This is a genomic window from Enterococcus sp. 3H8_DIV0648 (genome assembly GCF_002140655.1).
GTDB lineage: Bacteria > Bacillota > Bacilli > Lactobacillales > Enterococcaceae > Enterococcus_A > Enterococcus_A hulanensis.
Window position 1 is genome coordinate 2,418,419 of record NZ_NGLG01000001.1, and the last position, 12,823, is coordinate 2,431,241.

12 protein-coding genes are annotated in these 12,823 nt (G+C 40.5%); 2 read left to right on the top strand and 10 right to left on the bottom strand.

The window, feature by feature from the left end; genetic code table 11:
* Positions 1 to 288 precede the first annotated feature (288 nt).
* Entirely contained in the window at positions 289 to 1,269 is a 981-nt protein-coding gene (locus A5875_RS11065) for an L-lactate dehydrogenase (RefSeq protein ID WP_088933634.1), read from the top strand.
* 209 nt (positions 1,270 to 1,478) lie between these two features.
* Positions 1,479 to 2,885, top strand: a complete 1,407-nt coding sequence (locus A5875_RS11070) for a L,D-transpeptidase family protein (RefSeq protein WP_088933635.1) — start codon at positions 1,479 to 1,481, stop codon at positions 2,883 to 2,885.
* 78 nt (positions 2,886 to 2,963) lie between these two features.
* On the opposite strand, the gene A5875_RS11075 is transcribed toward A5875_RS11070, so the two are convergent.
* From A5875_RS11075 to A5875_RS11120, 10 genes are all read right to left on the bottom strand, one after another.
* Positions 2,964 to 3,686: a YebC/PmpR family DNA-binding transcriptional regulator gene (locus A5875_RS11075; protein WP_088933636.1), complete on the bottom strand. Its 723-nt coding sequence runs from the start codon at positions 3,684 to 3,686 to the stop codon at positions 2,964 to 2,966.
* A gap of 73 nt (positions 3,687 to 3,759) precedes the next feature.
* Positions 3,760 to 4,263 carry a VanZ family protein gene (locus tag A5875_RS11080; protein WP_088933637.1) on the bottom strand — a complete coding sequence of 168 codons (504 nt, stop codon included), beginning with the start codon at positions 4,261 to 4,263 and terminating at the stop codon, positions 3,760 to 3,762.
* 63 nt (positions 4,264 to 4,326) lie between these two features.
* Entirely contained in the window at positions 4,327 to 5,736 is a 1,410-nt protein-coding gene (locus tag A5875_RS11085) for a C40 family peptidase (RefSeq protein WP_088933638.1), read from the bottom strand.
* 217 nt (positions 5,737 to 5,953) lie between these two features.
* Entirely contained in the window at positions 5,954 to 6,484 is a 531-nt protein-coding gene (mreD, locus tag A5875_RS11090) for a rod shape-determining protein MreD (protein ID WP_088933639.1), read from the bottom strand.
* The gene (gene mreC / locus A5875_RS11095) at positions 6,481 to 7,341 is read right to left on the bottom strand and encodes a rod shape-determining protein MreC (RefSeq protein ID WP_088933640.1); all 861 of its coding nucleotides are present in this window, start codon (positions 7,339 to 7,341) and stop codon (positions 6,481 to 6,483) included. Before mreC ends, mreD begins: the two co-directional genes overlap by 4 nt.
* Positions 7,342 to 7,500: 159 nt before the next feature.
* Positions 7,501 to 8,139 carry a thiamine diphosphokinase gene (locus A5875_RS11100; RefSeq protein WP_088933641.1) on the bottom strand — a complete coding sequence of 213 codons (639 nt, stop codon included), beginning with the start codon at positions 8,137 to 8,139 and terminating at the stop codon, positions 7,501 to 7,503.
* Positions 8,139 to 8,789 (bottom strand): ribulose-phosphate 3-epimerase, encoded by a 651-nt coding sequence (rpe, locus tag A5875_RS11105; protein WP_088933642.1) that lies wholly within the window; start codon positions 8,787 to 8,789, stop codon positions 8,139 to 8,141. The genes A5875_RS11100 and rpe overlap by 1 nt, the downstream gene beginning before the upstream one ends.
* Positions 8,790 to 8,886: 97 nt before the next feature.
* The gene (rsgA, locus tag A5875_RS11110) at positions 8,887 to 9,768 is read right to left on the bottom strand and encodes a ribosome small subunit-dependent GTPase A (RefSeq protein ID WP_088933643.1); all 882 of its coding nucleotides are present in this window, start codon (positions 9,766 to 9,768) and stop codon (positions 8,887 to 8,889) included.
* 154 nt (positions 9,769 to 9,922) lie between these two features.
* Positions 9,923 to 12,079 (bottom strand): Stk1 family PASTA domain-containing Ser/Thr kinase, encoded by a 2,157-nt coding sequence (gene pknB / locus A5875_RS11115; protein ID WP_088933644.1) that lies wholly within the window; start codon positions 12,077 to 12,079, stop codon positions 9,923 to 9,925.
* Positions 12,076 to 12,819 (bottom strand): Stp1/IreP family PP2C-type Ser/Thr phosphatase, encoded by a 744-nt coding sequence (locus tag A5875_RS11120; RefSeq protein WP_088933645.1) that lies wholly within the window; start codon positions 12,817 to 12,819, stop codon positions 12,076 to 12,078. The genes pknB and A5875_RS11120 overlap by 4 nt, the downstream gene beginning before the upstream one ends.
* Between the last annotated feature and the right edge of the window lie 4 nt (positions 12,820 to 12,823).

Below are 12,823 nucleotides of genomic sequence, written 5' to 3' on the forward strand. Positions count from 1 at the left end.
GGCATACGAGATTCATGAGCGTCTCGTGGGCTCGGAGATGTGTATAAGAGACAGGTATAACACAAACTATCCTGTAGTGACCGTTTTCAGTGCTTTAAGACTCTCTAAAGATTCTGTTATTTTTGAAAAAAGTTTATAGCATCAGTCTCCCAAGCTATCAAGACATGAAGCGTTTTCTTCTGAAACAGCAAAAATAACTGTATTATTAATGAGTAAAATACGTGACAAGTTTCATTAATTAGTGTTATCATTCCACTGAAAAACAAATAGAAGAAGGGATTGGTACACATGACTGCAACAGCAGCTAGTAAAACCCATCAAAAAGTAATGTTAATCGGAGACGGCGCAGTAGGTTCAAGTTATGCCTTTGCTTTAGTCAATCAAAATATCGCTCAAGAAATCGGTATTATCGATATCGATAGCAACCGTACACAAGGAGATGCCATTGATTTATCACACGCATTAGCCTTCACATCCCCTAAGAAAATTTATTCTGCTTCTTATGAAGACTGTCACGATGCTGACCTAGTTGTCATCACTGCTGGTGCTCCGCAAAAACCAGGCGAAACTCGTCTAGATTTAGTCGGCAAAAACCTGCGCATCAACAAAAGTATCGTAGAACAAGTTGTGGCATCTGGCTTTGACGGTATCTTTTTAGTAGCCGCAAACCCTGTAGATATCTTAACTTACTCTACATGGAAATTCTCTGGCTTCCCTAAAGAACGCGTAATTGGTTCTGGAACTTCTTTAGATACAGCACGTTTCCGTCAAGCAATTGCTGAATTAGTCAACGTTGATGCTCGTAACGTCCATGCTTACATCTTAGGCGAACATGGCGACTCAGAGTTTCCAGTTTGGTCACATGCTAACGTTGCTGGTTTACAAATTTACGAATGGGTCAAAGACAATCCAGAAGTTGATGAAGAAGCTTTAGTAAACCTATTCTTCGGTGTCCGTGATGCTGCTTACGAAATTATCGAGAAAAAAGGCGCAACCTTCTATGGTATCGCTGTTGCCCTAGCTCGTATCACTCGTGCGATCCTAAATGATGAAAGTGCAGTATTCCCATTATCTGTTTACTTAGAAGGTCAATATGGACAAAATGATATCTACATCGGTGCCCCAGCAGTTGTTAATGCTAAAGGAATCCAAAACATCATTGAAATTCCATTATCTGATGCTGAAAAAGATCGTATGGATGCTTCTGCTAAACAACTTAAAGAAGTTATGGACAAAGCTTTCGCTGATCTTGAAGCGGAAGGAAAATAAAAAACTTTTTAAGTCGTAAAGAATATGAATATTCTTTGCGGCTTTTTTTAATATTTGCTAACATTTCAAGGCAGATCACTCGTATTTTAGCTATTCTGTGGTATATTTGTATTCGGTATATCATTTTAATAATCGATTACTCTTTTGGTAGAATACTTCGATAATGAATGAAGACCAAATAAAAGGAAATGCAATGAGGAGTTATTTCGATGACAAGAAATGAAAAAAGAAATTCTCGTAGCCGAACGCGAATCGGTGTGATTATTGTATTAGGTTTATTGGTAGTTTTAATTGGCGGATACGCTGTTCGCAGTACATATTATGCTCAAAGGTTTCTTCCAAATACAGTGGTAAACGGAGTGAAGATCAATAATTTAACGGTGAGCGAAGCAAACCGAAAGATTACTCGTGAGCTGACAGATTCACCCTTCCTAATAAAAATCGACAACGAAAATTGGAAAGAGATCAATCGCAAAGATCTAGGCTGGCAAAATGACTACCTGCCGGGCTTAAAAGAACTACAGAAAAAGCAAAACCCATTTAGCTGGGGGATGCAATTAGTTTCAGCAGCAGATACAAAAGATGTCGACGGTAATACGTTAGACGAAAACAAATTGAACGCTGTCGGAGAGGCAGTTCGTGCAGAATTGACTCAAACCAACACAACCCGAACAGCAACAGAAAATGCGAAAGTTGCTCGAACAGATGATGGTTTTGAGATTACACCTGAAAAACAAGGAAATACGATTGATGTTGATGCTGCCGTAACTGCTTTTAAAGAAGCAGCCCAAAACGGCAAACATACGATTGACTTTGATGACTATCTAGCTAAACCAACTATCACCAAAGATGACGCGGATTTGAAAAAGACCATGGATAAAATGAATGCTGTCGCAAAAATCAAAGCGAACTACAGCATTAATGGCGAAAATTTCCAAATTCCTTCAGCTGATATCAATAGCTGGTTAGTGGATGAAAATGGCACGATGACTCTTGATAAAGAGAAAGTGACTGCTTACGTAACAAGTTTAGGCGAAAAATACAATACAAGTTCAAAACCGACGGAATTCAACAGTACTCGTCGCGGTAAAGTTTCAGTGCCAGCCGGTACTTACAGTTGGACAATTGATACTTCCGCAGAAGTTGAAGCTTTAACAAAACAAATTTTAGAGGGTAAAGACTTCACGCGTTCACCAGTTGTTACCGGTGCAACGACCGCGGACGAACCATTAATAGATAAAACCTATATTGAAGTAGATCTGCAAAATCAACATATGTGGTATTACAAAGATGGTAAAGTGGCTTTAGAAACCGATATCGTCAGCGGAAAGCCAAGTTCACCAACTCCTCCAGGGGTCAATTATGTGTGGTCGAAAGAAACCAACAAGACCTTAAAAGGAAAAAATGACGACGGATCAGATTATGCAAGTCCTGTTAAATATTGGATGCCAATCGATTGGACAGGCGTTGGTCTTCACGATTCTGACTGGCAGCCTGAATACGGCGGCGAGCTTTGGAAAACCCGCGGCTCTCATGGTTGTGTGAACACACCACCAGCTGTAATGGCTCAACTCTTTGATATGGTTGAAGTCGGAACTCCTGTATTAGTCTTTTAAAGTAAAGTAAAGTAAAAACCAGCGAAAATTTCGCTGGTTTTTTTGTTTGCTCTACAAGCTAGTTTTTAACTTCACACTCTATTCTGCGGAGGTAAACACTTCAGATACATCGTCATCATCTTCCAATTTCTCCACTAAACGATCCAGCTTCTCTTGCTGCTCTTCATCCAAGTGAACCGTTGTTTGCGGAATCATGGTTAATTCTGCTTGTGCTAACGTGAATCCATCGGCCTCCAGTTGATCCCGCACACTCGTAAAATCTTCAGCGGCAGTATAGATTTCAAAAACTTCCGGCAGAATCTCCATGTCCTCTGCGCCCGCCTCCAGCACATCTTCAAACATCGTATCCTCGTCCACCGTCAAGTTCTCACGTTCGATAGCGATATAACCTTTTCGATCAAACATATAATTGACCGAGCCGGTCTCGCCTAAATTTCCACCATTCCGAGTAAAGGCCACACGAACATTTGTCGCTGTTCGATTTCGGTTATCAGTCAACGCGTGAACTAAAATCGCTGCGCCGCCAGGTCCATATCCTTCATAAGTAATTTCATCGTAATGTTCACCCTCACCTGCCGAAGTCGCTTTTTTGATCGCTCGATCGACATTATCATTTGGCATATTGGCTGATTTAGCTTTATCAATTACTAAACGCAATGCAGGATTCGTACTCGGGTCAGGACCACCAGCTTTAGCTGCCATATAAATTTCACGCGACATCTTTTGAAAAATCTTTCCTCTTTTCGCATCTTGGGCGTTTTTACGTCCTTGAATATTGTGCCACTTACTATGTCCTGACATGGTACATTCCTCCAATATTTTTGATCTCTTTCATTGTCCATCTGAAAACATTTTTCGTCAAGAATTATCCCTATCAACGCTTTTTACGAATAGTTCGATAAGCGATAATAATCAAACAGGCTGTCAACGCTCCACATGAATCTAGCATCACATCTTGAAATAATGGGGTCCGTCCACCAGTCAACATTTGGTGGAATTCATCAGTAGCCGCATAACCAGTTGCAGCTAGCCAAGCGAAAAACAGACCTAAGACCGATGATTTCTGTTTCAATTTGGGTAATAATCCTAAGTACAGGCTGCCGCCTAAAATGAAATAAGTCATAAAGTGAGCGGCTTTCCGAATAAAGAATTCGACAAATTTAACATAGCCTTTTCCAGCTATACTTACTTCACTGCCAGCATAGTTAAATGAAATTCGACTAAAGAAATCTTTCAGCGGTTCATTTACCAATATTTTTTCAATTAATGAGACTTGGCTTTGCTGCTGATAGGTCATTGAAGAACTAATGAATAAGACCAGCATCATCACAACCGCCAGGCCCAAATAGAAGTTGCCATTTTTCAATTGTTTCTGCATTGCATTTCCTCCATTAAAAAAACCGGTACGAAATTCGTACCGGTCATGATTGATTAAATTTGATTACATACGAACTGCAAAGCTTGGTGCGTAGTAACTTACAGAACTTACAGTAACTGTTTCGCCAGGTTGTGGTGCGTGGATATATTGTCCGCCGCCCATTGCGATTGCTACGTGATATGAACCACCAGGACTACCCCAGAAGTATAAGTCACCAGCTTGTGCTTGATCAACAGAGATGCGTGTTCCAGCTGATTCTTGAGGAACAGTCCATCCGCCGATTTCACGACCAGTTGCTTGACGATATACATATGAAGTGAAGCCTGAGCAGTCAAATCCTGCAGGTGTTTTTCCGCCCCATACATAAGGTGTGCCGATATATTTCATCGCTTCAGCTACTACTCCGCCAGTATTTCCAGATGGTGCTGGAGCTGGTGTCGGTGCTGGAGTTTCAGGTACAGCAGGTGTCTCCGGTGTTGATGGAGTCGTTGGTGCTGGTGTCGGAGTTGCTCCGCCGCCTTGGAAATTATCTTCGCTAGTTGAGTCTGTTGAAGACGATTCAGTTGCACTTGTTTGTGTTTGTTCTTCAGTTGATGAAGATTCTACTGTAGATGAAGACTCAACTGTTGAGCTTTCAGTCGTAGTAGTGCTTGCAGCAGCTTCTTCTTGCGCTTTACGATCTGCTTCTGCTTTCGCATCTGCATCAGCTTGTGCTTTACGGTCTGCTTCTGCTTTTTGAGCAGCTTCTTGTGCTTCTGCAGCTTTGCGAGCTTCTTCTTGAACACGTTCTTGTTCTTTGATTGCAGCTTCTTGTTTTTCTTTCAAGCTAGCTTTTTCGCTTTCAACCGTTGCTTGCTCAGCAGCTAATGTCGTTGTTTGAACATTTAAATCTGCTTGTTTAGCAATTAAATCACCTTTTTGGCTTTCCAATGTTGCTTGGTTAGCAGTGATTTGTTCTTGTTGTTTTTGATTTTCAGTTTGTTTTTTCTCAACTTCAGCTTTGTCAGCTTTTTGTTGTTCAACTAAATCATTGTTCGCTTTAACGATCGTTGTCATTGCTTGAACACGGCTGACAGCATCTGTAAATGACTCAGCATTCAATACTACATCAATAACATTAGCTGATGATTGTTTTACTTGTACATTACGCGCTTGCTCTTTGATTGCTTCTGAACGTTTTTCGATACGTTTTTTCAATGTTTCGATTTGTTTTTGCAATTCTTGAGATTCTTGTCTCAATGCTGCTTGTTCATTTAATAATCCTTGTGCTTTATCATTAATTGAAGCAACTTCGCCTTCTAATGCACTGATTTGTGATTGTGCATCAGTTTGTTGGTTTTGTAAACTTGAAATTTTTGCGTCTTGGTCAGCAATTTTACTATCAAATTCATCGGCAGAAGCTGCGGCTGGAGCTGCTAATGCGCTTAATGTTACTGAACATACCATTAATGCTGATAACAAACTTTTTTTCACTCTAATGTCCTCCGACTACTTAATCTTTTATTTTGAATTTAATTAGACTTTTTTCTAACACATCCATGAGTTTACCATAGCTGTGTGTCATCCGTATAATAGCTTTGTTACAAAAACATTTCATTTCACTATTTTTTAGTTACAAATCCAGTCCACAAAAAAACAGAAGAAAAATTCTTCTGTTTTTTTCGTTTATTTAAATAGCTGCAGATATCCTTTATATGCCAAGTTCTTCTTCTGGCGGACCGATCAAAACTTTCTCTAATGGGAAAATTAAAATAACGAAGGTTAGAATATTTAAAAGCAGTGTTGGACCTAAATATCGCGGTACAAAAAAGTCGCTGCTGACCCCAGTCAGACCAAAGACAGATTGCAGTAATAGGCTGATCAACTCAAAGAGCGTCACACTGATTACGACTGTAAAAAAGAGCGTCAAAATATTTTGCTGAATCGTCTTTTTGAAGAAATAAAGCAACATAACTAATAGCGGAAAAATCACAGCATAGATTCCGATCACGCCGATATAATATAAATCGTATAGAATTCCCAAAACCAAAGATGTTCCTAACAGGAACCGTTCATTGACGACTCTGGAGATGATCATCAGCACCAGCAGCGCCAAATGCGCGTTCGCTACATAAACATTATCGGTTAGAGACGCAATGATGCGAGTCACATGGGCATCCAGCAAAAACAATAAAAACAATAAACCAGGGGTAATGTATTTTAAGGTTGTCCGTCTAATCATTCGGTCGCTCCCGCCATTCTTTGGATAATCGTTACGACTGAAATATCATACATTTGCGCATAGGGCTTGATGTAAACTTCTTGATTCAAGCCATTGCTGTCGGGTTTGACCTTGACGACCGTCCCGATAGCTAAATCCGCTGGAGAATTCCCACCAAGTCCGGAAGTTTGGACCACATCGCCTTCTTTGATGTCTTGCCCTTCAGTAATTTCAGAAGCAATCAATTGCTGCTCTTTTACATCGTATTTATTCAAAACACCAAAAGAATTGCCTTTAGCTGAACTTATTTTTACAGGAAAATGATTACTACTTTTATTATCTGAAGTTAATAATTGAACCTTGGATGAATGAGCATTCACTTCCATCACCCGTCCGATCAGACCTTTTTGAGACATAACCGCCATATTCCCTTCAACACCATCACTGCTGCCTTTATCAACAATCAGCATATCCTGCCACGTATCCGGTGAACGCGTGATAACATTTGCCGTAACCTTTTCATAACTGGTCAAGGTTTGATTCAACTCAAGTTCATCTTTTAAACGCTCGATTTCTTGTGCTTGATTCTTCGTTTGCTGCTTCACTTCATCGTATTGATCAACTTCACTCTTCAATTTTTGATTTTCGTCGTAGGTGTTAATCAAGTTAGAAACCGATTGAACACCGCCGCTAAGCCAACGTCCTGGTGCAGTAATTACCTTATCAACAACACTGATAGTGTCATTCACAGCTGATTGAACAATGTTCGTGTCACTGTCTTTCGCACGATTTGCTGCGGTAATCGAGACAGTTGCCACAACAATAATAACAACAATTAATATAATAATAATATTCTTATTTGGATTAAACTTTCTCACTTAGGCACCTCTGAACGCTATAATATAGAATGAATTTTACCACTAAACTCAAGGATTAAAAAGCATGGGCGGTTGATTTTAAAGAATTTTAGTATCTCTTATAAATAAAAAAATGAGTAGCAGATTCGTTTCAAAAAAAACGATTCTTAGCTACCCAATTTATACATCTCGGCTTTGGATCACAGCGATCAAACCTTCCGAAAAACTAACCTCAGCCTGCCCAGTCAAAAATTCATTGCTTGCCAAGCTAGTAGGCTGTAAAAAATCAACCTTCGAAAGTTCATATTTTACATTCTTCAATGACAATTTTCTAACTGGCGTCAAACAGCAGAAAGCCAAATATTTCATACTCGCTATTTTAGCAATCTGATGACTTCCTGGAGCAATATAGCTCACAACATTTCCTTGGTCCGCAATTTTAATTTGAGAAATAAATGGAGAGAAGCGCGGTTCAACACCTAACCATAAATTTGCTAACAAATGATCTAAACGACCACCAGTTGCTCCGATTAAAGTCACTTCTGCTTCGGGATAACGTTCGAAAGTCTTAACCAACGCTAGTTGTGTATCCGTATCATCTTTTTCTGCCGGAGAGGTCGACACTTCACCTACACCAGCGAATACTTCTTTTCTTTCATCCTCGTTCAATGAATCAAAATCGCCGATTGCCAGATCAGGTACGATTCCTCGACGCAAAAGGAATAGATTGCCTCGATCAATCCCGATGATTTTAGTAAAATCCTGTGAAAAAGCAGGCCAGTGATTAGGATCACCGCCTGCAACAAGTAAAATCTTCATTAGTCAATAGCTGCCCGCAAAGCATTGATTTTTTCTTGCGGATTTTCTGCGTCATAGATATATGAACCGGCAACAAAAACGTCAGCACCTGCAGCTGCACATTTTTTAGCTGATTCCGGTTGAATCCCGCCATCTACTTCGATTTCATAGTGATAACCATGTTCTTTTCGTAAACGATCTAGTTCTGCAATTTTTTCGACAGTACTTTCGATAAATGATTGTCCACCAAATCCTGGATTAACTGTCATCACCAAAATTTGATCGACATCGCCTAAAACATATTTGATTGCTTCAACTGGTGTTCCTGGATTTAACACCACACCCGGTTTTACACCTGCAGCTTTGATCATTTGAACGACACGGTGAATATGAGGTGTCGCTTCTACATGGGCCATAATGATATCAGCACCCGCCTTAGCAAAATCATTGATATAATTTTCCGGATTGGCGATCATCAAATGGACATCCAAAGGCAGTTTAGTGACTGGGCGCAATGCACTTACCACTACTTGACCAAAAGAAATATTCGGAACAAAGTTTCCATCCATCACATCAATATGAATGTAATCAACACCTGCATCCTCTACCATTTTCACTTCTTCGCCTAGGCGTGCAAAATCTGCACTTAAAATCGATGGTGCAATTTTCATAGTCTGTACTCCTTTTTCATTTTAATGTATTTATTTTCCCTTCCAGGAAAAATAATTCTGATCTTCAAGCCTTACTTCCGGATAAAAATAAAACAGATCATTTATTTTTTTTATAAATAGGCCGGCGTTTTTCAATTTCTTGTAAAAACTGCAAGTAATTGTCGTAGCGTGTTTGAGCGATCTCGCCTTTTTCTAAACGATGTTTCACTTCGCAGCCTGGCTCTTTTACATGACGACACTCCCGAAAACGACATTCAGGTGCTGCGGCACGAAACTCAGGAAATTCTTTTGGCAGCTCCTCAGCAGATATTTCTAAAAAGTCAATTGAACTAAATCCAGGTGTATCTGCGACCAAACCACCAAACAAATTTAATAATTCGACATGGCGTGTGGTGTGCCGTCCTCGTCCTAGTGCATCAGAAATTTCGCCAGTTTCTAAATTTAAATCTGGCGACACATCATTCAATAAAGTCGACTTGCCAGCTCCTGACTGTCCCATGAAAACAGTTAGTTTATCTGCAAATAAATCCGTTAATTTTTGTTTGTCCTGTTCGCCATCAATAACCGGGTAACCAAGAGGTTCATAAACTGCGCGGATTTCTTCCACCAATGCTTGATCAGCGACCAAATCCGTTTTGGACAAATAAATAATTGGATGGATATATTTATTTTCCAACGTCACTAAAAAGCGATCCAATAAATTGTAAGAAAAATTAGGCTCAACCAAACTCGTTACAATCACGCCTTGATCAACATTAGCGACCGGCGGACGAACCAATTCATTTTTTCGCGGCAATAATTCAAGAATATAGCCCTCGCTGTTTTCTTCGCTGCTAAAAACCACTTCATCGCCAACTAAAGGTGTCAGCTTCTTTTTTCGGAAATTTCCTCGTGCACGTGTTTGATGAATCTTTCCTTCACTTGCAACATAATAAAAACCACTTAAGGCTTTACGAATCTGTCCCTCGATCCGTCTCATCTCCTTTTTTCGTATCAAACAATTAGAATCTCTCTGCTACTCTAATAACTAAAAAACAACGTCCATAAATTCAGTCTTATTGTAGCATACTTCAAAACCAATTACAGTACAAATTACCTAAAAACCTTTTCTGAAAAATCAGGAAAGGTTTTTTCTATGGTACAGTAATCGTTTCGGCCTTTTGAACGGTCTTAGTTACAGCTGATTTGCCGTTTCTTCGTACCTCGATCGTAGCCGAACCGCCTTCTGTAGTTGTTACAGATACGGTTTGCTCGGTTGATGAGGTATTCTTATCCAATGGAAAATCTAAGACCTCTGTCAAACTTGACCTTTGAGCATCTTTTACCAATACAGTAATCTTATCTTGCTGACCATCAGTTCCAGTGAACTTAGCGGCGATCGTCACGTCAAAAGTATTCTCTTTATTTTCAGGCCCCTTGGAAATGTATACAGTTACAGTATCCCCGGCTTTTAATGATGTTGATCCTGCACCAGGGTCTGTCCGAATAACTTTGCCCTCTGCTACATCATCAGAAAATTCTTCCTGCTCTGTGTAATTCAATCCTAATTCAGAGAGTTTGCTTTCTGCCGCTGCTTTATCTTGACCGCTTAGATCATCCAGTTTGATATAGCTTGAACCAGAGCTGACTTTTAGCGTAATCGTGTCTTTCGAAGTCAAAGCAGTTCCGCTGACTGGATCTTGGCTGATAACTTCTTCGGCTGGGATAGTCTCACTTGATTCGTCCACTCGTTTAATCTGATTTATTGTGATACCGAGCTGTAATAACTTGGCTTCTGCTTCCGCATAAGTCATCTGAGAATAATCATCGATTTTATACGTCTTCGGTCCATCTGAAACTTCAAGAGTAATCTCATCTTCTTTCGGATCAACCCTTGTACCCGCCTTCGGATTTTGGGTTAAAACCTGATCTACGGGAGCCGACTCATCGTTGACCTTCTTGATACGAATATTCTTCTCTAAAAACCCGATTTCTTCCAATTCGTCTTTCGCATCTTCTAGCGAGTCGCCTTCATAATCTTTCAAGGCTACTTTTTTAGTGCCAGAGCTGATGTACAGACGTACAGGTCGGCTCTTTTTGATCATAGTTCCTGCAACAGGATTCGTTTTAACTACTCGTCCTTTTTTTATCGTGTCGCTTGCCACTTCATCTGTTTTACTATCCACCGTCAAGTTTGCATCTTCTAGCGCTGTTCGCGCTTCCGCTTCTGTCATATCCTCGACTTGGGGGATGGAGACCTCCGCGGCCCTAGTCAGAAGGTAGCCCGCTACTCCACCGATTGCCAGCATCAATAACAAGAAAATAGCAATAAAACGTTTCTTGCCTCTTTTCTTCTTTGGCTTCTCCTCAGAAACTGAAGGTTCTTCTTGCGGTTTCTCAACTGGAATGTCTTCAGGCTGGATTGGGGTCAGCACTTTGGTTTCATCTAACATGGCTGTTGGACGCCACGGTAATTCATTTGCACGCTCTGGCGACAATGCTGTTGCCAGATCTGCCGCCATTTCATCTGCTGTTTTATAGCGATCAGCCGGTTCTTTCGCAGTAGCATGCATAACAATGTTTTCTAACGATTGCGGAACTTCTGGGTCAAAACCTTTTACTGACGGCATTTCGTCTTGAAAATGTTTTAGCGCAATCGTCACAGCAGACTCACCATCAAAAGGGACGCTGCCGGTGATCATTTCATAAAGAATGATCCCTAAAGCATAGATATCTGATTGCTTGGTTGCCATGCTGCCACGAGCCTGTTCAGGTGACAGATAATGCACAGAACCTAGCATAGAATTTGTTTGGGTCAGAGAAGTTTCAGATAAGGCGATCGCAATTCCGAAGTCGGTGATTTTTACCACGCCTGCCTGATCCATCAAAATATTTTGCGGCTTCAAGTCACGGTGAATGATGCCATGAGCATGAGCCAAACTTACTGCAGATAAAATTTGATCCATAATATCCACAATTTTTCCGTAAGGGATTGGGGAACGCGTTTGGATATAGCGTTTCAGATCCATTCCCTTCACATATTCCATAACCAAATACTGCATACCGCTTTCTTCATCCACATCGTAAACTCCAACGATATTAGGGTGAACCATTTCAGTAGCGGCCAATGCTTCTCGCTGGAAACGGCGGATCGCAGTTTGATCATTTTGAAAGTCGAAACGTAATATTTTGATGGCAACATCACGATCCAAAATTAAATCGTGGGCCAAAAAGACGTTAGCCATACCGCCGCTGCCGATATTGGCGATGATTTTATATCGTCCATTGACCAACTTGCCTATTTCAATCATGGACGAGCCTCCCCTTCAAAATGAATCAACAAGACAGTGATATTATCCGCACCACCAGCATCATTTGCTGCGTTGATCAATTGCTTAGCCTTTTCTTCCAAAGTTTGATCGCTTTCCACAATCGCTAGGATATTTTCTTCACTTACCATATTTGTCAATCCATCTGAACATAAAAGCAAATAATCATTCTGATGACATTCATGTTCCGAGACATCGATTTTGATCGTTCCTGCAATTCCCACTGAACGAGTTAATACATTTTTTTGCGGATGGATCGCTGCCATCTCTTTTGTGATTTCCCCGGATTTCAATAATTCATTCACTAATGAATGATCATCCGTCAATTGTTGTAATTGCTTATTTTGGATTAAATAAGCGCGACTGTCACCTACATGAGCTAAGACAAACTTTTCATCTAGCAAAGCAGTACTGACGATTGTTGTGCCCATTCCCTGCATCTCCGGATGAGCGATTCCTTCTTGATAAATCGCTTCATTGACCTTTTGAATCTCTTCTGAAAACCATTGGGCAGCTTCTTCCGGCTTTGCAATAGTCGAGGTCGACCAAGCAGCACCTAAACCGTCAACAGCCATCTTACTAGCTACATCGCCAGCTAAATGACCTCCCATGCCATCGGCTAATATAGCCAAATACATACCTGCTTGATTAGTAAAAACATTTGCATAATCTTGATTCATGTTGCGCCGCTTACCGATGTCTGATTGAAATTGAATCTCCATCTTT